This is a genomic window from Bacillus niameyensis (genome assembly GCF_001375535.1).
Classification (GTDB): domain Bacteria; phylum Bacillota; class Bacilli; order Bacillales; family Bacillaceae_C; genus Lederbergia; species Lederbergia niameyensis.
Map to the genome: position 1 here is coordinate 4350365 of NZ_LN831197.1, position 23221 is coordinate 4373585.

Genomic DNA, 23221 nt, shown 5'->3' on the forward strand with positions numbered 1-23221 from the left:
ATTATCCTAATTCAATTATAATTTCAGTAGCACAGACCAAAGATAAGGATTGTGCTACTTTTTGGTACACCTAGTATGGGCTATAACTTGGTAGTTTTGCAAGGTATCCAGTACTTGGCTACATTATTTTTTTGAAGAGATATTTAAAACTTCCGAACAAGAAAGGGCAGGATTTATGAAGCCCGAAATACAGTTATTCCATTCATAATATTTTTACACACCAAAGACAATTGCTTAATATTCGTTTTGTAGTATATGTATTGAACTTTATGACGACAGGCATTTGAAGGTTTATCATTGAGACCGAGCGCTTTGAATACTAAGATTAATGTAGAGGAAGAAAAGCTGCATACATTTTGCATATTTTTTGCTAATAATACGGAGGAAAAAAACGTAGAATGTTTAGTAGAATACTATGAACGGATTGCAGTATGGAAAAAGAAAGGTGGAGCACATGAAAGTAGATTATCATATTCATCTTGAAGAAGGGCCTTATTCGATTTCTTTTATTGAAAAAAGCTTGAAAGCGATGGAGCATTTCAATGTATTTCACGAGGAAAAGCATACAAAAGAATGGTTAAGCGAAGCAATCAATCAAATGAGCACGAGATTACAACATAGTGAATATTCAACATGGTGGTTGGATTTGTATTTACAAGAGGCTTTAAATAAGGGAATAAAGGAAGTTGGAATTGTTGATCATCTATACAGATTCAAGGAAACAAGAGATTATTTCACGAAATATATCGATGTGGAATCTGAAGATATCGGCCAACAACAAGCAGATTGGTTAAACAAGGTGATGGTCAGAGATTTACATGAATTCACGACATTCATCACATCACAGAAAGAAAAATGGGCAGCCAAAGGAGTTACATTGCGCTTAGGTATAGAGGCCGATTATTTTGTAGGTGGAGAAGATGAATTACAATCACTTTTAAACGAATATTCCTTCGATTATGTGATTGGCTCAGTTCATTTTTATAATGGTTGGGGGTTTGATAACCCTCAGTTACAGCATAAGTTTCAGGAATATGATTTGACTGAACTCTACAAAAACCATTTTGAAACAGTTAAAAAAGCTGCAAGTAGCGGACTCTTTGACTTCATTGCTCATCTCGATAATATTAAAGTATTTAATTATCGTCCTTCAGAAGCTGAATTAGAGGAGTGTTATCGTGAAGTCGCTAGAACTCTAGTCAAACACGATGTAGCTACGGAGATTAATGCTGGGCTATATTACCGCTATCCAGTACGAGAGTTTTGTCCAAGTCCTGCCTTTTTGGGGATTTTGGTAGAAGAAGGAGTGAAATTCACAGTTTCCTCAGATTCCCACTACCCGAATGATTTGGGCATCTATTCTGATGAAATACTTGCTATGTTAGCCGATAATGGTGTCCACGAAGTGGCGACGTTTCATCAGAGAAAACGGGAAAATATTCGTTGTTTGGTAAAGAATTAATAAGGAATCGGAAAAAAACATTTGGAAAAAGGTGTAAAGGGTTTTTAAAAACATCTTCATTGTTATAGTTATGGGCAGGTAACCACCTCTCTACTATGACAATGGAGATTTTTTATGAATCCATTATGTTGAATACAAACTTTCACGAATAATTTACATACCTTTTACACAATCCCATTTTGAAATTTACAAACAATTATTATACTTAAGTCGTACTGAAGGAGGTGAACAGTTTGCTGAAATTGCAAAATATAGGCAAACACTACGATCATAAGGTCATTTTGGATAATATAAATCTTGAAATTAACACAGGAGAAATCGTGTCACTGCTAGGTCCAAGTGGCAGTGGAAAAACCACTTTATTAAATATTATTTTAGGATTAACGACAGCGGATCAGGGGAAAATTATTTTCAATGATGTGGATTTGAGTAAAGTATCGATGAAGAACCGTGGTTTTAATATTGTTTTCCAAGATTACGCACTTTTTCCCCATTTAAACGCTTATGAAAATATTGTATATGGAGTAAGGAACAAGAAGGGGTTAGTATCAGAAAAAGAAATTCGGGAGTATATCGAATTTTTAGAGCTAACTCCCCATCTAACAAAGAAAATAGGAGAATTATCAGGCGGTCAGAAGCAAAGGGTTGCACTTGCAAGAACATTGGTAACAAAACCGAAAATATTATTATTAGATGAGCCATTAAGTGCACTGGATGGGGTCATAAAAGAATCGATAAAGGAACGAATCAAGTCGATTGCAAAGGAGTTTAATCTTACAACCATTATTGTCACGCATGACCCAGAGGAAGCCTTAACCTTGTCAGATAAACTGTTAATCATTCATCAGGGCAATATTTCGCAGTTCGGAACACCACAAGAAATTATCAATCAACCAAGTAACAGATTTGTGAAAGAATTTATTCTTAAACAGTTACTTATTAAAAGACAAAATATATTTAACTTATTTGGAGAGAAATATGCCTAAAGTAAAACCGGAAATGCGAATTATTTTTTTTATCATCTTATGTTTATTTGCAGCTTTTCTAGTATTGCCTTTAGCCGCTCTATTCGTTCGCTCATTTGAAACAGATAAGGGTTTTGACTTCTCTAATTATTTTTCGATCATGTCGAATAAAGAACTAATGGATTCCATTTGGAACAGTCTAGTTATTTCTAGTATTACGGCTATAATCACTACTATTTTAGCATTTTTACTAGCTTATACGATCAATTGTACGAGAATCTATCAGACTTTAAAGACAGCCATTAATTTAGAAATTCTTATTCCAATGTTATTTCCAACTATTACATATGGATTTGCGATTATATATTCCTTTGGAAACCAAGGATTGATTACAAAACTTTTCGGACGAAAATTATTAGAAATTTACGGATTTAACGGATTACTAATAGGATATGTCATTTATACATTGCCACCAGCCTTTCTACTTATTAATAATTCTTTTAAGTTTATTGATAAGAAATTTATTATTGTTTCTAAGCTAATGGGTGATGGAACATTTAGAAGTATTATGAATACGATTATTCGTCCATTGTTGGGAACTTTAGGCGGAGCTTTTGTTCTTTCTTTTATCTTAAGCTTTACCGACTTTGGGATACCGGCTTCTGTTGGGGGAACGTATGATGTGGTTGCCACCAAGCTCTATCAAGTAATGCTTGGCTCCATTCCAGATTTCAATAATGGAGCTGCGATTGCAGTGTTTATGTTAATTCCTGCAGTATTTGCTATTATCCTTTTAAATTACCTCGAGAAATTTAATTTTCATTATGACAAATTTACAGAGGTAGAATTAATTCAGAATAAAGGTAGGGATATTTTTTTAGGAGTAATCTCTTCTAGCATTTTAATAGGCTTGGTTGCTGTTATTGTCGTCATGTTCTTTGCACCACTAGTCGAAAGCTACCCTTATAATCTTAGATTTACAATGAATCATTTTATCAATGTATTTCAATCGAGTGATTTAATATACGTTTATAAAAACTCAATAATAGTAGCGTTATTGACGGCTTTATTTGGAACATTAATTGCGTATTGTGCAGCGTTATTAAATGTACGTACACCAGTTAAAGGGAAGAAAACAATGGATATCATTTCCATGATTGCGAATACAGTACCGGGTATGGTATTGGGTTTATCGTATTTACTTCTTTTTAATAACAGTAGTTTAAAAGGGACGTTCACTATTATTGTGGTATGCACCATTGTTCACTATTTTACAACGCCTTATTTAATGGCTAAAAATTCACTAGCTAAAATGAATCCTTCTTGGGAAACAACGGGAGAATTATTGGGGGATAGTTGGTTAAAAACAATCCGGCAAGTCCTTCTGCCTAATTCGGTATCAACTGTTTTTGAGATGTTTAGCTACTATTTCATTAATGCAATGGTAACGATTAGTGGAATAATCTTCTTAGTTACAGCTGAGACATCATTAGTAGCAAGCAAAATAAAAGAATTACAGCATTTCGCAAAATTTAATGAGATTTTTGTTTTGTCGATCCTGATCTTTGGGACCAACTTACTCGTTAAGTTCATTTGTCATTATTTTCAAAAACGCCAACCACTTAGTGGGTAATGGACAGTTTTGAAATAAAAAATTGTAGAAGGCAGGGGAAAATAATGTTTAAAAAAATGAAGGGGATGTTACTGGCTCTACTAGCCGCTAGTCTCGTTTTTGCTTTAGTTGGCTGTAGTGGTAATGCAGCAAATGCTGATGAGGCGGAGAAAGTGGTTATTCTCACCAATAGTGATGAAGAAGCTGTTGCCGCGATTGAAAATGCCCTTAAGGACGCAGGATATGAAGGGAAATATATCATTCAATCTTTAAGTACTTCTGAATTAGGTGGGAAATTAATCGCTGAGGGTGAAAAAATTAATGCTAACTTAGTCACAATGAGCTCTTATTTTGTTGAGAGCGCTCAGGAGAAGCACAAAATGTTTACAGATTTAACATTCACAAACAACGCATTAGAGAAATATGCATCTTATCATACACCGATTTTAGCGAATACTGGCTCTATTTTCGTCAATACAGAAGTAATCAAAGAAAAGAAATTACCGATGCCAACTTCTATTAAGGACTTAACAAAACCTGAGTTTAAAGGATTTGTATCGATTCCAAATATTATGGACTCTTCTACAGCATGGTTATTAGTCCAAGCCGTTATTGCGGAGTACGGAGAACAAGAAGGAAAAAACATTCTTCACGATTTAATAGCAAATACGGGTCCGCATCTTGAAAGTTCTGGATCAGGTCCTATTAAGAAAGTTCAAGCAGGTGAAGTGGCTACTGGCTTTGGGCTTCGTCATCAAGCGGTGATCGCGAAAGAACAAGGCGCACCAATTGACTATGTTGATCCAACTGAAGGGAATTTTTCCCTTACTGAAACAGTCGCTATTGTAAAAAAGGATGATAAAACGACCGAATTAGCAATGAAAATGGCAGAAGTCATTATTCAAGATGGAAGGGAAGAATTAATCACTCATTATCCCGTTCCTCTTTATGAAGGTGAATCGGTTAGTGACATTTACAAACCTGCACATACAATGAGTTTCGAAAAACCATTAACGGTTGAACTATTAAAGCAACATCAAGAGTTTTTCAATGCAGCAAAGTAAAATGAAGGAGAGATGGATATGGATCATTATAAATTATTAACACCAGGCCCTCTAACAACTACAAGCACGGTTAAAGAGACAATGCTCTTTGACCGCTGCACATGGGATTATGATTATAAGGTTATTACGCAAAAAATAAGAACTCAACTTCTTGAACTTGCGGGTGCCGCAGAAGACGAGTATACGGTTGTCCTTATGCAAGGAAGTGGGACGTTCGCGGTTGAATCTGTCATGCAAACAGCTATGACCAATAAGGATAAAGCCCTCATTATCACAAATGGTGCATATGGGGAAAGAATTGTAAAAATGGCGAAGTGTATTGGTCTGAACTTTAGGGAATTTCGTGTAGATTACAATGAATACCCAAAAGAAGAGGAATTAAAAGCAGTTTTAGAAGAAGATCAAGAAATTACCCACATGGTTATGGTGCATTGTGAAACAACGACAGGAATACTGAATCCAGTTGATATGGTGTCGAGACTTGCGAACGATTATGGAAAAACTCTTATTATTGATGCAATGAGTAGTTTCGGTGGAATGGATATCAATGTACCTTTGCTTGGAATTGACTATGTAATCAGCAGCGCAAATAAATGTATTCAAGGTGTGCCAGGTTTTGGATTTGTGATTGCCAAACGAGAGAAACTACTTGCATGTGAGGGAAATTCACGTAGTCTATCATTAGACTTATATGATCAATGGGTGGAAATGGAGAAGGATGGAAAATGGCGCTATACTTCCCCAACACATGTAGTGGCAGCTTTTTCAAAGGCGCTTGATGAATTAAAAGAAGAAGGCGGTATTCAAGCTAGATTTGCCCGTTATCAAAATAATAATCGTATTTTAAGAGAAAGACTTGAAAGAGTAGGATTTCATGCTTATATTACAGCTGACAAACAATCACCAATTATTACTACTTTTGTTTTTCCGAATGAACAATTTAACTTTGAAGAGTTCTATACTTATGCAAAAGAGAGAGGTTTTGTTCTCTATCCAGGAAAACTTACAGATGTAGATACATTTCGGATTGGAAACATTGGTGAAGTTTATGAGGAAGATATCCAAGCATTATGTGAAATAATTGAAGAATATATGGGAGTGATGGCAAAGTGAATAAAATTGAAGGAGTCATTTTTGATTGGGCTGGGACGACGGTTGATTTTGGTTGTTTTGCACCTGTAAATGTATTTATTGATATTTTTAAAAAGGCAGGCATTGATGTGACAATGGAAGAGGCAAGAGCACCAATGGGACTGCTTAAGATTGACCATATTCGTGCCATGCTTTCTACACCTAGAATTTCTAATCTATGGAGGGAGAAATTCGGCAGCGAGTTTAATGAACAGGATGTAAAGAAATTATATGCTGAATTCGAACCTGCACTCTTGTCCTCTTTAATCGAATATACAGATCCCATTCCGGGGGTGATTGAGGCAGTCCAAATACTAAGAAGTCAAGGATTGAAAATTGGTTCAACAACAGGATACACACAAACTATGATGGATGTTGTTGTACCGAATGCTCTTAAAAAAGGGTATAGTCCTGATTTTTATATCACTCCTGACGGAACCGATTCTCTTGGGAGACCGTATCCATATATGGTTTATCGAAATATGGAAGCATTGCAATTATCAGCCTGTTGGAAGGTAGTTAAAGTAGGAGATACAGTCTCAGATATAAAAGAGGCTGTAAACGCAGGTGTTTGGTCAGTAGGCGTTATCATAGGAAGCTCGGAAATGGGTCTAAGTTTAGCTGAATTTAATGCTCTATCCGAAGATGACCAACAGAAGGTCATCTCTGAAACAGAACAAACTTTTTTACAAAACGGAGCCGATTTTACAATCAAAACAATGAATGAACTACCTGAATTAATTGAAAGAATAAATGGCCTTATTTCAGAAGGGAAAAGACCAATGCATGATAAACCTTCGGAAGTATACCTGTTACAGTAAATGTAACACAAATCTCTAAAAAAGCCGATTCTACAATACTGTTGAATCGGCTTTTTTTAGAGATTAGTAAGGGATGTAAACTTCTTTAATAGAAGGAATCCTAAGATAATGAGTTGAATATTTAGTAATAAGCTATATATCGAAGGAGGCATATTATGAAGCAATTTTATATAAAGCAGAAGGTATTCAGTCTGAGCGGCAAGTTTACGGTAAAGGATCAGCAGGAGGAGGACATCTTTTTTATAGAGGGTAGTTTTATGAAGATACCCAAGACTTTCTCCATTATGAATACAGCAAGGGAGGAAGTTGCACTTATTACGAAAAAGGTGTTTAGCTTTTTACCGAAATTTTTTGTTGAGGTGAATGGCCGAGAGGTGTTGACAATCAAGAAGGAGTTTTCCTTTTTAAAGGCACGATATACCATTGATGCGGCTGGTATTGAAGTACAGGGGAACTGGTGGGACATGAATTTTCAGGTGTATCAACATGGAAAAGTTATCGGGCAGGTAAGTAAGGAATGGTTTACATGGGGCGATAGCTATAAGGTTCAAGTATTGCAGGAAGAGATGGAGACACTCATGATTGCCCTCGTAGTGGCTATCGATTGTGTGAAGGCTGACGAAGCAGCTGCCGCATCTTCTGTATCGCCGGGTTAAAGAAAAATCTTTTTGATTTCAGTGCTCCTTTTGAAAAGAAGCACTGAAACCATCGATTATTATTTAGACTCTACCATTCCGCTGGCTCATAGTTTAATTCCCTAAATAATTGGTTTTTCTCCTTTTTAGTCAAATCTCTCCATTGCCCAACTGGAAGATTTCCCAAATGGATATTCATAATGCGGATTCTTTGTAATCTATATACGTCATATCCTAGTTCCGCGCACATCCGACGTATTTGCCGGTTTAATCCTTGTTTCAAAATGATTTTGAATTCATATTTGGATAGTTGCTCGACCTCACAAGGAAGTGTTTTAGTATTTAATATTTTGACCCCTGCAGACATCTTCGTTAAAAAATCAGGGGTTATGGGCTTGTCTACAGAAACAATGTATTCCTTTTCGTGCTTGTTCTCAGCACGCAGAATTTCATTAACAATGTCGCCATCATTCGTTAGCAAGATTAAGCCCTCTGAATCTTTATCAAGTCGCCCAATATTAAAGATTCTTAATGGGTGGTTGACCAAATCCACTATATTTCCTTTTACGCCTTTTTCTGTTGTACTCGTTATGCCCACTGGCTTATTTAAGGCAATATAGACATTATTTCTTGCTATGTGAATAGGTTCACCATTTACTAATACTCGATCCCCTGGTTTAACCTGACTGCCGACAGTGGCACGTTTCCCGTTAATAAATACGACACCTTCTTCAATTAACCGATCTGCTCCACGTCTGGATGTTTTTCCGGAATCACTTATATATTTATTAATTCGCATGTTGACACAACCTTCATGAAATTATTGTTTCTTCAGGTAATAACAATACCCTACTTTAAAAATTAAATAAATCTTTATTTACAGAAGTAATATATTTTTAAGTATTATTATTTTTTTGCTTTTATATACTTGAAGTACTATTAAGAGTAGGGATCTTCAACAGTACTATTTTTATAATTTGTGCATTGCTATAAGATAGGGAGGGGTATTATGTATACCATTGGCCAAGTAGCTAATTTCTTAGGGGTTACAAGAGATACATTAAAGTATTATGAGGAAAAAGAATTGGTTAAGCCAAGGTATGATGAGGAAAGTGGTTATAGAAAGTATAATCAATTTGATATTCATGATGTCATGACTATTAATTTTTATAGAGAGCTTGATATTGAGATTAAGAAAATCCAGGAAATCAGACAAAGCAAGAGCTTAGCTAATTTAGAATATATATTGGCAGAGAAGGAAGCAAAAATACTGGAGGAACTTGAATATAAAAAGCTCCTCTTAAAACAAATAAAATCAGTAAAAGAGGACTATTCTAAAATACAAGAACACTTAGGGAAATTTACCGTTAAAGAGATGAAGCCTTTAGAGATAAAAGGGGAATTAACGGATTATACTGCCTTTAATGAATACGAAATTATAAGAAATAATTCAGAAAATCTAAAGAAGGCGGTTACTTTAAATAGTGTAAGACGCGTTATCCATTTTGATAGAGAAGGAATAAAAGCGGATAGATTTATAGTTGTTAACAAGAAAGAAGATACTGACAATCATCTTACTAGTAAAGTCATTGCTTATCCAAAGTGTATTTATACTGTTTTAGAAAATGGTAGAGCGGTAGACGGCGGAAACAATATTGATAATGAAGTAGGGGATACACTTATAAAAATAGCTCAAGAAAATGGATATGAATTAGTAGGTTTAGCCTACATTAACATAGTATTAACAACATACGAAGAAGGACTTGAACGTGTTTTTTTAGAAATGTACGCCCCAATAAAATAATGTAATAAAAGTTGTTGAGCTGGGGGTAACCCACAGGTTTAAAATGAAGGCGTCAGTGATGAAATGTTTCCCGTTGCGACGACTTATTTTAAAAAGGTGTGGTTTTTATGAAAAAGCAAAAAGCATTGAGTAGACCTTTAGTTAGTTTTATTATTTTAACCTATGTCATATTTTTTGTGTTTTTTATTGTCATCGGGCTAAGCATCTTGTTAGATGCATCTGCAAAGATTACATACTTTTTACAAATCGTATCGGCATGGTCTTCAACTTTTGCATTTGTCATTTTATTTAGAAGAATTTATCCAGAATTAAAGTTAAGGAATTTTGTAAAGGCGCTTTTTGCCACAAGAATCAAGGTTTCTGTTCTCAGCACCGTTGTGATCATTCAAGTATTCATTACTGCAGTGGCTATGTTTCTACAATCCGCAACAAATGATACACAAAATGTAGGATTATCGATTACAAGCCTTGGACTGTTAATTATTGCCTTTTCAGATAACTTAGTAAGGGGACCTTTAGGTGAAGAACTCGGTTGGAGTGGATATGCATTAAATGAGCTTCAAAAGAAGTACTCGCCTTTACGATCAGCGATAACAATAGGGGTGTTATGGGGATTTTGGCATGCTCCAATTTGGTTCGCTTCGGGCTATACAGGCTTGGATTTAATCAAGTACATTTTACTTTTTATGATTGGAATTTTATCTTTTTCGGTCATTTTAACGTTGTTTTACAATCTAAATAAGAATCTAGTGATCCCAATAGTTAGTCACCAATTATTCAATTTTTCTCTTGTTTTGATTAAAGGAGACTTATTAGATATTCTTGTATATGTTATGCTTTCTTACTTTATTGCTGCGATCATATTAATTGTTATAAACCCAAAGGGGATTCTTTACAATAAAAGTAATTGAACTTTGTATAAACTGAGCTAAAAAAGAAGCTATCTCCAATGTGATTGTTCATGATAGCTTCTTTTTTGAATCTGAGAGTATATCGAAGTAATGGCTTTCATAAATGTAGATACTTTCAATCCACTGTAATTTTTTTAGGGATTTGTGCAAACGATTGCCCTAAATGATAATAAATATTATAATGAAACATGTTCATTAAAGTATATTTCACCTGTTAATGATGTTTTTTTGATATATTTCTATATAAAATATGATAAGTAAAGGAAATGTATCATATTAACTTCCTTAGTTTATTTAGCTTGATTGTTTTTAAGTGCAAACGATTGCATTTATAATGGCAATAAACGGGCTAAAGTAGTTATTAACATTACACAGGTACATAGTTTCATATTTTTTAAAATTTTTAGGAGGATTTTTTTATGATAGAGGAGCAACAAGATCAATCAAAAAGTACAGGAAATAAGTTACCTAATCTTCCTATAAGTACAATTTGGTTAATAAGTTTTGGGTTTTTAGGAGTGCAAATGGCATTCTCATTACAAAGTTCCAATATGGGACGGATTTTTCAAACGATCGGAGCGGATCCGCATAATCTAGGCTTCTTCTTTATTTTACCGCCATTGGCAGGATTAATTGTACAACCTTTAGTCGGCTATTTTTCAGACCGCACTTGGTTACCAAAACTTGGTCGCCGCATTCCTTATTTACTCGGAGGGACAATTGTAGCGGTTATCGTTATGTGTCTCTTGCCTAATGCGGGTAGCTTTGGATTAAGTGCAGTCGCTGCTCTTACTTTTGGTGCTGTCACAATTTTGTTTATGGATGTTTCATCGAATGTCGCTATGCAGCCATTCAAGATGATGGTTGGAGACATGGTAAATGAGGAACAAAAAGGTTTTGCTTATTCGATTCAAAGTTTCTTGTCGAATAGCGGTGCTGTATTAGCTAGTATTTTTCCTTTCCTATTAACGATGATTGGTATTTCCAATAGTGCGGCAAAAGGTGTTGTGCCGCAGTCGGTTGTTATCTCCTTCTATGCAGGAGCTGTTATTTTAGTTCTGTGTAGCCTTTTTACGATATTTAAAGTTAAAGAATATCCCCCAGCTGAGTATGCAGCTTACCATGGTATTTCGGATACTGCTAGTACAGAAAGAGCTGGCGTTTTTACATTACTGCGCAAAGCTCCAAAAGTTTTCTGGACAGTTTCGTTAGTTCAATTGTTTTGCTGGATGGGATTTCAATATTTATGGACTTATGGTACAGGTGCAGTCGCAGAAAATGTGTGGAATACCGTTGAACCATCAAGCGCTGAATATCAAGCGGCTGGAAACTGGTTTGGTATGCTATCAGCTGTGCAATCCATTGCCGCTGTGTTATGGTCGTTAGTCTTGTCAAGAGTACCTAATGGAAAACATAAAATGGCCTATGCTATTAGTTTGTTACTAGGTGGGATTGGGTTCGGATCTGTCTTCTTCGTTCATCACCAAGGGGTATTGATCATCTCCTTCGTATTAATTGGTATTGCTTGGGCTGCGATGATGACCTATCCATTTACGATGCTTACGAATGCTCTATCAGGAGAGCACATGGGCATGTATTTAGGCTTATTTAATGGCAGTATTTGTTTGCCACAAATTATCGCATCGTGTTTAAGCTTTGCTTTATTCCCAGCACTGGGAGCATCTATGCCGGCTATGATTTTAGTTTCGGGAATTTTGCTCATTGTAGGTGCGCTTGCAGTTCCTATTATTAAAGATAGAGCTACAAATTAATCCTTACAGCCATTCTCTAGCGAAGTGCTTTAGAATGGCTGTTAACTTATATGCTTTGCGTTATGAACTGTATCTAATGAAGAGGTGTCTTACATGAGTGTCACAATTAAAGATGTTGCCAAACAAGCTGGTGTTTCAACCTCTACAGTATCACGTGTTATATCAAACAGCCCTAAAATTAGCGAAAAGACAAAGCAAAAAGTACGAAAAGTCATGGAAGAATTGGAATTCCATATTAATCAAAATGCCCGAAATCTAGTTCAACGGTCGACTAAGACGATCGGAATTGTCATGAAGAGCTCTGCGCGCGAATCTCTTCATGATCCATTTTTTCCAGAAGTTTTACGCGGCATTAGTGCTTGGTGTCATAAACAAGATTTTAGTATTAGTTTAACTACGGGTGAATCGGAAGAATCAATTTTTCAAGATGTCGTAAAAATGGTTCAAGGTAAAAAGGTCGATGGGATTATCGTATCCTATTCCAAACAAGCTGATCCAGTCGTGCCGTATTTAATGGAGTGTGGTATTCCTTTTGTTGTCATCGGAAAACCTCTTGGTCAAGCTCATAAAATTACATATGTTGATAATGATAATGTAAAGGCTGCTCGAGAAGCAGCAGAGTATTTGATCGAGAAAGGTCATGAAAAGATTGCTTATATTGGCGGATCGCTTCAATTTGAAGTAAGTAAATACCGTTTACAAGGTTTTAAAGAAGCTGTTTTATTAAATCAATTGGATATTTCTGAGGAATATATTAAAAATCCGGAATCCCCAGACGCCGTCAGAGATGCTATTTATGAACTTATAGGGTTGGACTCTCCGCCTAGTGGGATTGTAGCAATCGACGATTTAACAGCGATTAATGCATTGCTTGTACTAAAAGAAAAACAAGTAAACGTACCTAATCAGGTCAGCTTAATTAGTTTTAATAATACAATCGTTTCTACATTTTCTAATCCTTCTCTTACATCAATAGATACGCAAATTTACCAGTTAGGATATGAATCAGCTAGATGTTTAATTGAGGAAATTAACGATCCTACGGAATTTAAGAAATGTATCATTATCCCGACCATTATGGTTGAAAGAGAGTCGACGATTTCCCTTAAACAAATAAAGAATAGCTGATCTAAAGGAAGTAATAGAATTTGGAGGTCAATTATGAATAAACAGTGGTGGAAGGAAAGTGTCGTTTATCAAATTTATCCGAGAAGTTTTATGGACCACAATGGAGATGGAATTGGTGATATAAAGGGAATTATTACGAAATTAGATTATTTAAAGGATTTAGGAATTGATGTGATATGGGTTTGTCCGATGTATAAATCTCCAAATGATGATAACGGATATGATATTTCAGACTACCAAGATATTATGGACGACTTTGGGACAATGGAAGATTTTGATGAACTTATGGAAGAGGTTCATAAACGTGGAATGAAATTGATATTGGACTTAGTTATTAATCATACAAGTGATGAGCATGCTTGGTTTATTGAGTCAAAATCATCCAAAGACAATCCGAAACGAGATTGGTATATTTGGCGTGATGGCAAGGATGGAAAGGAACCAAATAATTGGGAGTCGATTTTTAATGGGCCAGCATGGAAATATGATGAAAAAACAGACCAATATTTCATGCACATTTTCTCTGAAAAGCAACCGGATCTTAATTGGGAAAATCCTGATGTCCGTCAAGAATTGTACGATATGGTAAACTGGTGGCTTGATAAAGGGATCGATGGGTTCCGAGTAGACGCCATTTCTCATATAAAAAAGGAACCTGGTTTACAAGATATGCCAAATCCGAATAACTTAGAATATGTACCTTCGTTTCCGAAAATGATGAATGTTGAGGGCATTGATAAGTTTTTATCAGAATTTGCTCATAAGACGATAAAAAATTATGACATCATGACGGTTGGCGAGGCTAATGGTGTGGGCATTGAAGATGCTGATAAATGGGTCGGAGAAGATGGTTATTTCAATATGATCTTTCAATTCGAGTTTTTAGGTCTTTGGGAAAAGGCGACAGATGGAACTGTCGATGTCATTGCTTTAAAGGAAAACTTAACGAAATGGCAGACAGGTCTTGAAGGCAGAGGCTGGAATGCGTTATTTATTGAAAACCATGACCAGACACGCAGAGTATCTAGTTGGGGAAATGATAAGGAGTATTGGAAAGAGAGCGCCAAAATGCTTGGAGCTTTATATTTTCTAATGAAGGGGACTCCGTTTATTTACCAGGGGCAGGAAATCGGAATGACGAACGTTCAATTCCCTAACATTGAAGATTATAATGATGTCGGCATGATCAATTATTACAAGATTGAATCGGCAAAAGGAACTCCTCATGAAAAAATTATGGAAGTCATTTGGAAGACGGGACGAGATAATTCCCGGACACCGATGCAATGGTCCAATGAACCAATGGCAGGATTTACGACAGGAAGTAAAACATGGATGAAGGTAAATCCTAATTATCCAAAAATTAATGTGGCAGATCAATTAGCTGATTCAGATTCAATTTTGAATTTTTATAAAAAGTTGATTCGCTTAAGGAAAGAGAATGAACTATTTGTTTATGGAACATATGAATTATTATTTGCAGATGACTCAAAGCTCTTCGTTTATATACGTTCATTAGACGGGAAAAAAGCTTTAGTGATTAATAATTTCTCTGATCAAACTACGCCTTTCGAAGTTCCTGCAAATATTCAGGGACAATCTGCTAAACTTGTTCTTAACAACTATGGAGTGACAGACGAAACATTAGGGAAAGAATTCACGCTAAAGCCATATGAAACAAGGGTATATTTATTAAGTATTTAATAATAAAAAGTAGTTCGTCCTTTGATACGAACTACTTTTTTCTGTCATAAGCTCAAATAGAAGCTTCATAAATTGATTTTACAGCTTTTTCAAGTGCAGCATTGAATTCTTCATCTGTTTGATTGGCATTTAAATCTTGACTTAACGCTCTTGAAAAGCTTGCGATCAGACCGTCATTGGCTTTTAGTTTTTCATTGGCCTCTACTCGTGAGTAGCCCCCAGATAATGCAACAACTCGTACAACTCTCGGATGGTCGATTAATTCTTTATAAAAATTTGTTTTTGTAGGAATGCTAACTTTTAACATGACATTTTCGTTTTCGCTTAATTGATCAAGGTGGCTAAGAATTACAGTTTTCAATAGCTCTTCGCATTTTTCTTTTTCTGGACTATGAATATCGACTTCAGGCTCAATAATCGGGATAAGCCCAGCGGCAATAATTTGTTTTCCGACTTCAAATTGCTGATCGACCACGGCTTTGATGCCGTCTTCATTCGCTTCTTTAATGACGGAGCGCATTTTTGTGCCGAAAATATGGCGTTCATTTGCTCGACGTAGTGTATCGTCGAGGTCTGAAATTGGCTTCATAAGTTGTACGCCATTTGATTCCGCTGCTAAGCCTTTATCAATTTTTAGAAAAGGAACGATCCCTTTTTCTTCGGCTAAATAATCGGCCGTATACTTCCCTGCAATTTCTCGATCCATCGTTTGCTCAAAAAGAATTGCTCCAAGAATATAGTTCGAGTCAAAAGCGGGGGATGTAATAATTCGTGTCCGCATTTGATGGACTAAGTCGAACATCTCTTCCTCATTTGTGTATGCACTTTCCGGAACGCCATAATCAGCTAATGCCTTTGGAGTACTTCCACCGCTTTGGTCTAATGCAGCGATAAATCCTTTACCATTTTTCATTTTATCAAAATGAGCTTGATTCATTATAGTCACTCCTTTTCTCGTATAGTTTCATCTGTGACAACACATTTATACATTAGTCTAGCAGGAAGATCGTTAAAATATATTGGAACAATACAAAAGGATTGGGGCAAGTGCTCCCCCAATCATCTATTGCACATTCTCATTAAAAAATTGTACGGAGTACATAGCGCCTTCATCCACCATTTTGTTATCCTCTATATCAGTTGGGTGAGGATGTCCGCCTTTCGTAACAGGGAGACTTTTACTTTTGTAAGGGGAAGGTATAAACTTACGTTTCAAATCCTTAAGTGAACATTGCAGTTTTATTCGGTTTGTTTTTGATGATAGCCACATTGCAGCAGATGCTCCTAGCCCTATTACAATAGCTGTTTGAATAGGTATAGCTTGTCTCATCTTAAAAACCTCCTAAGAAATGGAATAACTGCTTATAGGTTTAATACCCTTTTCCATCAAAATCAAACATTTTTTTACAATGTTCTGTGCGGATAAAAATTTTCTCCTAGATAAAGGATTACCGTCATGAAACACGAAATATTATATAAATGCTTGTTTATTAAAGGATAATGGTCTTTAGAAAAGTTGGAGGTGCAGTAAAGTGAATTTTGTAGTGAATAAGGAATGGCTTGTTGAAAATTTAAATAATAAGGATGTCAAGATAGTAGATTGTCGTTTTGCATTGGGAGATCCAGAGGAAGGGGAAAGACTTTATCGGGAAAATCATATTCCAGGAGCTTTCTATTTTGATTTAGAAAAACATTTATCTGCTCCAGTTTCAGAGCATGGTGGCAGGCATCCGCTTCCGAAGATTGAACGATTTATACTTGAAATTGTAAAAGCAGGGATTGACAATACGAAAACGGTAATAGCCTATGACGGTGGAGAAGGTCAGTTCGCATCTCGCTTTTGGTGGTTATTAGCATATCTAGGTCATGAAAAGGTTTATGTATTAAATGAAGGCTTTAGAGGGTGGATAAAAGCCGATTATCCGGTAACAGAGGAAATACCAAAAGGGGAATCAGCTTCGTTCCATGTCCATCTCCAAAAAGAAATGCTGGCCACTTATGAAGAGGTAAAAGAGATTGTTGATTCCGCGAAGAAATCCCCTGTATTAATTGATTCAAGAGATGAAGCCCGTTACCTAGGAGAATTTGAACCGATTGATAGAGTGGCTGGACATATTCCAGGTGCCATCAATAAATGTTGGTCTGATGGATTGGAGGAAGATTCATTTAAAAATAGTGAGGAACAGAAGCTAAGGTTTGCGGGGCTTCGTCAAGATGAACCGATTATCGTATACTGTGGATCAGGTGTAACAGCGACTCCTAACTATATTGCTTTAAAAATGGCAGGTTATGAGCAAGTAAAACTATACGCCGGAAGTTATAGTGATTGGGTCTCATATGAAGAAAATCCTGTTGCTAAAGGAAAAGAATAAGTACGACTTGCATAAAATAGAGAGGGTGCCATAGATTTTTCAGGAATTCCGGCCATAGGAGGAAAAGGAACCGATGAAAATAAAAATATGGAGCTTGGCAGCACTTATTGTCGTGTTGATTGGAGCGGCTATATGGTGGATCATGGCTGCACAAGAAAAGGCAGAACCTCCGTTAGACAGAACGGAAGAACTAGAAAAAGCTCGGATAAACGAATTTTTCTCTGAACTTGATCGTATATATGGATTTTTATCTACGACAGAAGATGGATCACTTCAGCTGTTTCTAAAAATCGATGAAGCTCTTCGTGAAGGGGAATTGACAGGTTCTTTGCTTGTAATGGCTGACACTGGTGATGAAAGCAAACCTTACGAAGAAAGGACCTATGATATAGTCGGGATAACGGATGGGAAGATGGTAGAAATTTTCACTAATGATGAAGGAAAGCAAGTGAAAATGATTGGGAATTTTCATGGAGATGCAACCGAATTCGACGTTTCGTTTTGGCAGACTGACGAAAAATTGATATTTCGTGCGGTGACGGAGGAAGAATACGTAGAGAAGATAGGACGCTAATACATTTACGTTATAGTTGATTCTTGTAGAAGGCTCGCGCTTCCGAGAGCGATACGGGGAGCTACCTCGGCGCCTTCTGCTTCAATCAACGTTTTTAATATGAAGGTCAATTTAAAGAGTTTTTAGGTATTAATTGGACAAGCCTTTGCATTCAATTATTTCGTTGGGATTTAATCTTGTGCTTTTGAATTTGATAGCTCGAAACTCCATACTTAATTCATTACTAAGAGTGATGGTTACTAAATTAAATGGAGGACTGTGAGCACCTTCAAATGTTGTTAGCTGTACTGTGATATTATAATGGTAGTTATGTTCTAGCCTTTTTACTTGAAGAATTTTAGCGCAATAATACTGCGTCGATTTGCCAAATTGTTTTTCAAGTTCTTTATCGATGGATGGAAAAAGTAAAACAAGGATCACATCATCCCGCAATTGTACATCATTTTTTGTTACAGTTTCGGCTTGGGCAGGAAAATAAGAGAAATAAATTAAAATGGTAAATATTAAAAGGCTTTTTTTCATAAAAATCCTCCTTCAATGTCGCTCTTATTAGCAACTAAGATAATTAAGCAAAAGAAATGTATACTCTCCTTTATTCTGTCCCATTTTCAAATTCAAAGCATTTTTTCGTTACTTATATTCAATCCCCTTCCTTATTCAAGGCTCCTAGATAGATGCAAATAATCCGATTAATCCAGTTCATTAGAGAAATCTAAACACTATCTTTTATTTTAAAAGATGAGTGGGAAATCTTCTCAAACTATTTAAATTAAAAAACGATAGTAATAATGATGTATAATGATAGAGTTGTATAATGAATGATTAAACTGTTGAAGATAGCTAAGGAGTTGACGTTCAAATGAACAAGAAAGACATTGCAAATATTCGTAAACAATTCAAATTAGATAATGAATTATTAAAAGTAAAAGATATATTTAATGTTTATATAAGGCAAGATAGCAGCGAAATTTATCATGAAGAAAGCCACCCATTTCTTATGTTGGATCGTGAGCAGCAAGAGTTATTTATGAAAAATTTTAAAAAAGTACTTTCCGGAAATGTGGATGAAAAGTTATTTGAAGTGAAATTTCAAAGTGAAGCTGAAGATCATACACAGGTTATTTTATATGAAGCTCTTGAAAAAGATGACGTTGAAGACTGGAAAGAGCAAATGCTTTTAATCGTTGAAAAGATGTTTAAGGATGTTCAATATGAAAAGGACATGGTCGTCACTTTTATTCGCGGTGAATATTTTAAGCCAACGAAAAAGAAAAATGAGGAAGCTGAGGTTAGTGATTTGGATGAGGTCTATGATCATCCGTTTATTCTTTGCAGTATTAACCCGACGGTGCAACCGAAGAAAGCGCTCGTGTTCGATTTTATTGAGAAAGAATTTAAATCCAGTGTTTCAGTTGACTCGGTGATCAATTTGTCTTCACCTTTTGCCGGCTTTATGTTCCCTTGTTTTACCGAAAACTATGCGGATGTGAATCATATCCTTTATTCATCCGGGAAAGTGAATCAACCTAACTACCATTTTATCGAAACTGTGCTGAACGGTGAAGACATTATGACCGCTCAGGACGATAAAGCAGTTTTTGAGGAAATTGTGAAAGAGGTCGTTGGTGAGGTTGTAGATACAGAGACACTCACTAACGTCTATGAAGAAATTAACCGGATGATGGATGAAGAGGAAGAAGAAGAAGTTCCGATGTTAGATTATAAAGATGTGCAACGTGTTTTAAAGGTGAGCGGTGTTGAGAATGTGGACACAGATCAAGTGGAGATGGCTTTCCAAAAGGTAATCGATGATGAAAAATATGAATTAAAAGCGAGCAGTATTGTCCCGAAATTTTCATCTAAATCGATAAAGATCGAAACAAAGGTCGCCAATATCGCGATTAGCCCGCAAGATTTAAAATATGTGAAACAAGTAAATTATAATGGAAAACGCTGTGTGTTAATAGAAGTAGATGAAGACACGGTGATTGAAGGATTTAAGATCGTACCAGAAACAGCGTTGAGTTATTGACGGAGGAATGATGTTAGATGCCAAGAATATTTAAGGTATTAACAATTATTGCCTTGTTCACCATTGCTGGATGTTCAAATTCAATAGACCAAAATGAAGATGAAAACAATGACATCAAAACGGAAAATTTTAGTTTTATAGGAACAATTAAGGAAATTAGCGGTAATAGGGCAATTGTTTCTGCTACAATTTTTGAGAACAATCCGGAAGGTGACGTGTTTGTTGATCTTTCTGTAAATAATAAACAGAGCTTTAAAGTCGGGGACAAGGTAAAAGTAGGGTTTGATGGCACCGTTAGAGAATCGAATCCTGCGCAAATTAATACTCTATCTGTAGAATTGGTTGATTGATTATGCAGTAGCCGTTTTGAATATTATTAGGATCAATCCCCATGTATGATACACAGGGGCTTGATTCTAGTTTGTATGGGGAAAGGAGAGAGGAATCAATGGATTTAGGTAATCCCATAGCGGAAGGAAATACTGCGGAAATTTATCTTTACGATCAAAAAATATATAAAGTTTTTAAAGATTATTTGCCAGATGATGAATCTGTAAATGAAGCAAAGAAACAAAAAATTGCCTATTCATATGGACTTCGTGTACCTAAGGTCTTTGAGGTTACTAAGATAAATGGAAAACAAGTTATTATTATGGAATATATAAAGGGAGAGACATTAGGTGGTTTATTACTTAAAGATAGAGATCGAGCAGAACATTACTTAAGCCTTTCTATCGATATGCAACTTGAAATTCACAATATTATTCCAGACTCAATCGAACCAATGTATAATAAATTATATCGTCAAATTAATTCAGTAAATATTTTAGAGGGAAGGCTGAAAACTGCTTTATTAAAGAAAATGGAATCGTTTACATTTGAAAACAGGCTCTGTCATGGTGACTTTCATTTATTTAATTTGATTCAGACGGATAGCGAAATGGTGGTTATAGATTGGGTTGACTCAAATATGGGAGATGTTCGTGCCGACGTATATCGGACTTATCTATTATACTCCCAATTTTCATCTGAAATAGCGGATCTGTATTTGCGACTGTATAGTGAAAAAAGTGGGATTCTAATTTCTGAAATTTTACAATGGGCACCTATTATTGCTGCTACAAGATTATCTAAAAATGTCTCACCAGAGAATTCGGAACAACTTATTAAGATTATTGAACATTATTGCTCATGATTAATGGCTAGATTGAAATAGGCCACTACCGATCGTCCAAAACGAATTGTACTTGGGGCGGGGAAATAAAAATTTTGGGGACAGGGAAATAAAAGGAAGTAAAAGCCAGAAAGGTAGAGAATTTGATGATATTTGCATTTATTAGTATTTATGCTACACCTATTTTAGCTATCATTTTTTGTCTTAATCTCGTAGAAGTAATAAAGAAAGTCAAAGAGGAGCAGCCTACTGCTAAAAATACATTTTGGCTGACAACTTCTTTTATGTTGATCGTATGGAGTATCGCTGTTACAGTAACTTTGGTAGCGGGATAATTCTGCATATCATGTTAAGGATTCGTTAATTTTAGGAGATTAACGTTTATTTTTAATTTGGTTATTCCGATGGCAAACGAGAGATGTGTAAATGACTTGGGGAAGTTAATTATTATTTAAAATACGGAGTGAGAGGGGAGTAGGATGATGAGGTATTACAAGGCCGTGACGTACGATGTTTGTGAACATAATAATCTATATGAAAATATGAATGAATATCCGTTAGAATTATCGATTGATATTGATAAGCAAGTGAGGGAATTTGCAAAGAATGATATTGCTCCTGTAATTAAAGTGTTTGAGTCAGACACTAGTGACTTTAAGGAATTTAGATTGTATAAAGAATATAAATTTAAAGAATATGAGTGTAATTGTAATCGTTAAATTTGTTTACACGAACGGCAATGGAGAAGGATAAAGAACGGATCTTTTTCCGTCGCAACCTTAGAAAAGAAAACAACGATCATTCGGCTATACTTAAAGTTTTTATATAGAAGGAGTTTGTTTAAAATTTAAAAATGTTAGTTTCAAAGATTGTTGTCTCTAAGTCTAACATTTTTTATTATAATAGATTTTTCAATGTGAGTTACGCCTGGTCTGAAGATACTCCTTCTAGAGATAACTTCATTGTTCAGCCTATGCCACGTAAGCAAACTTAGCTGTTTATCTTCTTGCCTGTTAACATTTCGAATACAAATTTTGATAACTCCTCAGATAAAGTTCCGTAGTTTGACTGCCCCTCAATTATGAGATCTAATCTTTTAAATTCTTCATTTACCCAAACATCATGTTTATAGGAATTCCAAGTAAAACTATAATCTGGAGGACGTATATCTACTTTAACATTCTCTTCCCATTCAGCATTTCCCAAGGCCTCTATAAGTTTTTGCACCTCAATGAGATCAGCTATTTCCTTTGTTTTTTCGAAATCTCCGTTGTTGTTTCTTTGCTTTACCTTTATCGGGTTACCGTCCCACTTACTATTATAAACCTCGTATTTGGTTGAAACTGTTTTATTTTCGTTTGCATCCTGACTACACCCATATAACGAAAGACCAATTGCAATCAATAAAATAATCAGTTTTTTCACATTATCACTTCTATAGAATAGACGTAATCACTGATCAAATGTTGCGTTTTAGGCTTAGTTGGTAGTGAACCGGAAGAAATTCTTAAACTCTGCTTTTGTTACGATTGATATTCCTCGATATATCGAATATAATTATCGATATAGTTAAGGGGGAAGAAAATGAAAAAGCGAAGAGGGTTTGTTCAGATTGCCATTTTGCATTTGCTGAAGGAAGAAGCAATGCATGGTTATCAAATTATGAAGGAGTTGGAAGAGCGCTCTAGTGGTGCTTATTCTGCTAGTGCGGGTACGGTTTATCCAGCTCTTCAGGAATTATTAGACCAGCATTTAATTGAACTTGATGCCGAGTCCGATAAAAAAATTTACGTCCTTAGTGATAAAGGAAAGAAGCGAGTAGAAGAAGCTGCAGCACACTTCGAGGTTGAATTCTGGGTGGAATGGAAAGAACGGATGGTTTGGAGAAACTCCAAGCACGCGATCCAACTAAAGGAAGCCGTTGATCGTTGGGAAAAGGAATGGAGAAAATCGGTAAAGAAGGCACGTGGAAATCCGAAAAAGATACAAGAATTAATTACGATGATGGAAGAAATGACCGATCGTTTAAAAAAGGACAGTAACAGTTAAGGGGAAATGTT

25 protein-coding genes are annotated in these 23221 nt (G+C 35.7%); 20 read left to right on the plus strand and 5 right to left on the minus strand.

Going from position 1 to position 23221, the window contains the following annotated elements; genetic code table 11:
* The first annotated feature begins 454 nt into the window (after positions 1 to 454).
* From BN1243_RS20075 to BN1243_RS20105, 7 genes are all read left to right on the plus strand, one after another.
* A complete protein-coding gene (locus BN1243_RS20075) occupies positions 455 to 1462 on the plus strand; it encodes a histidinol phosphate phosphatase domain-containing protein (RefSeq protein WP_062109831.1) in 1008 nt (335 codons plus the stop codon).
* Positions 1463 to 1695: 233 nt separating this feature from the next.
* Positions 1696 to 2448: an ABC transporter ATP-binding protein gene (locus tag BN1243_RS20080; protein ID WP_062109833.1), complete on the plus strand. Its 753-nt coding sequence runs from the start codon at positions 1696 to 1698 to the stop codon at positions 2446 to 2448.
* Positions 2441 to 4060, plus strand: a complete 1620-nt coding sequence (locus BN1243_RS20085; RefSeq protein ID WP_062109835.1) for an ABC transporter permease subunit — start codon at positions 2441 to 2443, stop codon at positions 4058 to 4060. Before BN1243_RS20080 ends, BN1243_RS20085 begins: the two co-directional genes overlap by 8 nt.
* 44 nt (positions 4061 to 4104) lie before the next feature.
* On the plus strand, positions 4105 to 5103 hold the full coding sequence (locus BN1243_RS20090) for an extracellular solute-binding protein (protein WP_062109836.1): 999 nt from the start codon (positions 4105 to 4107) through the stop codon (positions 5101 to 5103).
* 18 nt (positions 5104 to 5121) lie between these two features.
* Positions 5122 to 6216: a 2-aminoethylphosphonate--pyruvate transaminase gene (gene phnW, locus BN1243_RS20095; RefSeq protein ID WP_062109838.1), complete on the plus strand. Its 1095-nt coding sequence runs from the start codon at positions 5122 to 5124 to the stop codon at positions 6214 to 6216.
* Positions 6213 to 7055: a phosphonoacetaldehyde hydrolase gene (gene phnX / locus BN1243_RS20100; protein WP_062109840.1), complete on the plus strand. Its 843-nt coding sequence runs from the start codon at positions 6213 to 6215 to the stop codon at positions 7053 to 7055. Before phnW ends, phnX begins: the two co-directional genes overlap by 4 nt.
* Positions 7056 to 7210: 155 nt before the next feature.
* Positions 7211 to 7711 (plus strand): LURP-one-related/scramblase family protein, encoded by a 501-nt coding sequence (locus BN1243_RS20105; RefSeq protein WP_062109842.1) that lies wholly within the window; start codon positions 7211 to 7213, stop codon positions 7709 to 7711.
* 70 nt (positions 7712 to 7781) lie between these two features.
* Here BN1243_RS20105 and rluF read toward each other — a convergent pair whose 3' ends face one another.
* Positions 7782 to 8489, minus strand: a complete 708-nt coding sequence (rluF, locus tag BN1243_RS20110; RefSeq protein WP_062109844.1) for a 23S rRNA pseudouridine(2604) synthase RluF — start codon at positions 8487 to 8489, stop codon at positions 7782 to 7784.
* A 210-nt stretch (positions 8490 to 8699) separates the two neighbouring features.
* Here rluF and BN1243_RS20115 point away from each other — a divergent pair, with 210 nt between their 5' ends.
* The 5 genes from BN1243_RS20115 to BN1243_RS20135 all read left to right on the plus strand — a co-directional run bounded on the left by BN1243_RS20115 (position 8700) and on the right by BN1243_RS20135 (position 15009).
* Positions 8700 to 9494, plus strand: a complete 795-nt coding sequence (locus tag BN1243_RS20115; RefSeq protein ID WP_062109846.1) for a MerR family transcriptional regulator — start codon at positions 8700 to 8702, stop codon at positions 9492 to 9494.
* Positions 9495 to 9601: 107 nt separating this feature from the next.
* The gene (locus BN1243_RS20120) at positions 9602 to 10405 is read left to right on the plus strand and encodes a CPBP family intramembrane glutamic endopeptidase (protein ID WP_062109848.1); all 804 of its coding nucleotides are present in this window, start codon (positions 9602 to 9604) and stop codon (positions 10403 to 10405) included.
* A 419-nt stretch (positions 10406 to 10824) separates the two neighbouring features.
* Positions 10825 to 12177 carry an SLC45 family MFS transporter gene (locus BN1243_RS20125; RefSeq protein WP_062109850.1) on the plus strand — a complete coding sequence of 451 codons (1353 nt, stop codon included), beginning with the start codon at positions 10825 to 10827 and terminating at the stop codon, positions 12175 to 12177.
* Positions 12178 to 12270: 93 nt separating this feature from the next.
* Entirely contained in the window at positions 12271 to 13305 is a 1035-nt protein-coding gene (locus tag BN1243_RS20130) for a LacI family DNA-binding transcriptional regulator (RefSeq protein WP_062109852.1), read from the plus strand.
* Between the two features lie 33 nt (positions 13306 to 13338).
* Positions 13339 to 15009: a glycoside hydrolase family 13 protein gene (locus BN1243_RS20135; protein ID WP_062109854.1), complete on the plus strand. Its 1671-nt coding sequence runs from the start codon at positions 13339 to 13341 to the stop codon at positions 15007 to 15009.
* 52 nt (positions 15010 to 15061) lie between these two features.
* Here BN1243_RS20135 and BN1243_RS20140 read toward each other — a convergent pair whose 3' ends face one another.
* Positions 15062 to 15946 (minus strand): fructose bisphosphate aldolase, encoded by an 885-nt coding sequence (locus tag BN1243_RS20140; RefSeq protein WP_062109856.1) that lies wholly within the window; start codon positions 15944 to 15946, stop codon positions 15062 to 15064.
* Between the two features lie 126 nt (positions 15947 to 16072).
* The gene (locus BN1243_RS20145; protein WP_062109858.1) at positions 16073 to 16339 is read right to left on the minus strand and encodes a hypothetical protein; all 267 of its coding nucleotides are present in this window, start codon (positions 16337 to 16339) and stop codon (positions 16073 to 16075) included.
* A gap of 202 nt (positions 16340 to 16541) precedes the next feature.
* On the opposite strand from BN1243_RS20145, the gene BN1243_RS20150 reads away from it, so the two are divergent.
* A complete protein-coding gene (locus BN1243_RS20150; RefSeq protein ID WP_062109860.1) occupies positions 16542 to 17381 on the plus strand; it encodes a sulfurtransferase in 840 nt (279 codons plus the stop codon).
* A gap of 73 nt (positions 17382 to 17454) precedes the next feature.
* On the plus strand, positions 17455 to 17955 hold the full coding sequence (locus BN1243_RS20155) for a hypothetical protein (protein ID WP_062109862.1): 501 nt from the start codon (positions 17455 to 17457) through the stop codon (positions 17953 to 17955).
* Between the two features lie 129 nt (positions 17956 to 18084).
* Here the strand turns inward: BN1243_RS20155 and BN1243_RS20160 are convergent, their stop codons facing one another.
* Complete coding sequence (locus BN1243_RS20160) at positions 18085 to 18477, minus strand: DUF3888 domain-containing protein (RefSeq protein WP_062109864.1); 393 nt, start codon at positions 18475 to 18477, stop codon at positions 18085 to 18087.
* Positions 18478 to 18814: 337 nt separating this feature from the next.
* Between BN1243_RS20160 and BN1243_RS20165 the strand changes: the two genes are divergently transcribed.
* From BN1243_RS20165 to BN1243_RS20185, 5 genes are all read left to right on the plus strand, one after another.
* Entirely contained in the window at positions 18815 to 19987 is a 1173-nt protein-coding gene (locus BN1243_RS20165; protein ID WP_062109866.1) for a DUF4317 domain-containing protein, read from the plus strand.
* Between the two features lie 17 nt (positions 19988 to 20004).
* On the plus strand, positions 20005 to 20337 hold the full coding sequence (locus BN1243_RS20170) for a DUF3221 domain-containing protein (protein ID WP_062109868.1): 333 nt from the start codon (positions 20005 to 20007) through the stop codon (positions 20335 to 20337).
* A 98-nt stretch (positions 20338 to 20435) separates the two neighbouring features.
* Complete coding sequence (locus BN1243_RS20175) at positions 20436 to 21182, plus strand: phosphotransferase family protein (RefSeq protein WP_062109870.1); 747 nt, start codon at positions 20436 to 20438, stop codon at positions 21180 to 21182.
* Positions 21183 to 21307: 125 nt separating this feature from the next.
* The gene (locus BN1243_RS20180) at positions 21308 to 21496 is read left to right on the plus strand and encodes a hypothetical protein (RefSeq protein WP_062109872.1); all 189 of its coding nucleotides are present in this window, start codon (positions 21308 to 21310) and stop codon (positions 21494 to 21496) included.
* Positions 21497 to 21643: 147 nt separating this feature from the next.
* The gene (locus tag BN1243_RS20185; RefSeq protein WP_230200268.1) at positions 21644 to 21880 is read left to right on the plus strand and encodes a hypothetical protein; all 237 of its coding nucleotides are present in this window, start codon (positions 21644 to 21646) and stop codon (positions 21878 to 21880) included.
* A 271-nt stretch (positions 21881 to 22151) separates the two neighbouring features.
* Here BN1243_RS20185 and BN1243_RS20190 read toward each other — a convergent pair whose 3' ends face one another.
* A complete protein-coding gene (locus BN1243_RS20190; protein ID WP_062109876.1) occupies positions 22152 to 22586 on the minus strand; it encodes a hypothetical protein in 435 nt (144 codons plus the stop codon).
* Between the two features lie 159 nt (positions 22587 to 22745).
* Between BN1243_RS20190 and BN1243_RS20195 the strand changes: the two genes are divergently transcribed.
* Positions 22746 to 23210, plus strand: coding sequence for a PadR family transcriptional regulator (locus BN1243_RS20195; protein ID WP_062109878.1), 465 nt, complete (start codon positions 22746 to 22748; stop codon positions 23208 to 23210).
* The last annotated feature ends 11 nt before the right edge of the window (positions 23211 to 23221 follow it).

What these genes read in the sequence shown, in the direction of transcription:
- BN1243_RS20075 (WP_062109831.1), top strand. Translation starts at nt 455, where the DNA reads ATGAAAGTAGATTATCATATTCATCTTGAAGAAGGGCCTTATTCGATT.
- BN1243_RS20085 (WP_062109835.1), top strand. Translation starts at nt 2,441, where the DNA reads ATGCCTAAAGTAAAACCGGAAATGCGAATTATTTTTTTTATCATCTTA.
- BN1243_RS20090 (WP_062109836.1), top strand. Translation starts at nt 4,105, where the DNA reads ATGTTTAAAAAAATGAAGGGGATGTTACTGGCTCTACTAGCCGCTAGT.
- phnW (WP_062109838.1), top strand. Translation starts at nt 5,122, where the DNA reads ATGGATCATTATAAATTATTAACACCAGGCCCTCTAACAACTACAAGC.
- BN1243_RS20105 (WP_062109842.1), top strand. Translation starts at nt 7,211, where the DNA reads ATGAAGCAATTTTATATAAAGCAGAAGGTATTCAGTCTGAGCGGCAAG.
- rluF (WP_062109844.1), bottom strand. Translation starts at nt 8,489, where the DNA reads ATGCGAATTAATAAATATATAAGTGATTCCGGAAAAACATCCAGACGT.
- BN1243_RS20115 (WP_062109846.1), top strand. Translation starts at nt 8,700, where the DNA reads ATGTATACCATTGGCCAAGTAGCTAATTTCTTAGGGGTTACAAGAGAT.
- BN1243_RS20120 (WP_062109848.1), top strand. Translation starts at nt 9,602, where the DNA reads ATGAAAAAGCAAAAAGCATTGAGTAGACCTTTAGTTAGTTTTATTATT.
- BN1243_RS20125 (WP_062109850.1), top strand. Translation starts at nt 10,825, where the DNA reads ATGATAGAGGAGCAACAAGATCAATCAAAAAGTACAGGAAATAAGTTA.
- BN1243_RS20130 (WP_062109852.1), top strand. Translation starts at nt 12,271, where the DNA reads ATGAGTGTCACAATTAAAGATGTTGCCAAACAAGCTGGTGTTTCAACC.
- BN1243_RS20135 (WP_062109854.1), top strand. Translation starts at nt 13,339, where the DNA reads ATGAATAAACAGTGGTGGAAGGAAAGTGTCGTTTATCAAATTTATCCG.
- BN1243_RS20140 (WP_062109856.1), bottom strand. Translation starts at nt 15,946, where the DNA reads ATGAATCAAGCTCATTTTGATAAAATGAAAAATGGTAAAGGATTTATC.
- BN1243_RS20145 (WP_062109858.1), bottom strand. Translation starts at nt 16,339, where the DNA reads ATGAGACAAGCTATACCTATTCAAACAGCTATTGTAATAGGGCTAGGA.
- BN1243_RS20155 (WP_062109862.1), top strand. Translation starts at nt 17,455, where the DNA reads ATGAAAATAAAAATATGGAGCTTGGCAGCACTTATTGTCGTGTTGATT.
- BN1243_RS20160 (WP_062109864.1), bottom strand. Translation starts at nt 18,477, where the DNA reads ATGAAAAAAAGCCTTTTAATATTTACCATTTTAATTTATTTCTCTTAT.
- BN1243_RS20165 (WP_062109866.1), top strand. Translation starts at nt 18,815, where the DNA reads ATGAACAAGAAAGACATTGCAAATATTCGTAAACAATTCAAATTAGAT.
- BN1243_RS20170 (WP_062109868.1), top strand. Translation starts at nt 20,005, where the DNA reads ATGCCAAGAATATTTAAGGTATTAACAATTATTGCCTTGTTCACCATT.
- BN1243_RS20175 (WP_062109870.1), top strand. Translation starts at nt 20,436, where the DNA reads ATGGATTTAGGTAATCCCATAGCGGAAGGAAATACTGCGGAAATTTAT.
- BN1243_RS20180 (WP_062109872.1), top strand. Translation starts at nt 21,308, where the DNA reads ATGATATTTGCATTTATTAGTATTTATGCTACACCTATTTTAGCTATC.
- BN1243_RS20185 (WP_230200268.1), top strand. Translation starts at nt 21,644, where the DNA reads ATGAGGTATTACAAGGCCGTGACGTACGATGTTTGTGAACATAATAAT.
- BN1243_RS20195 (WP_062109878.1), top strand. Translation starts at nt 22,746, where the DNA reads ATGAAAAAGCGAAGAGGGTTTGTTCAGATTGCCATTTTGCATTTGCTG.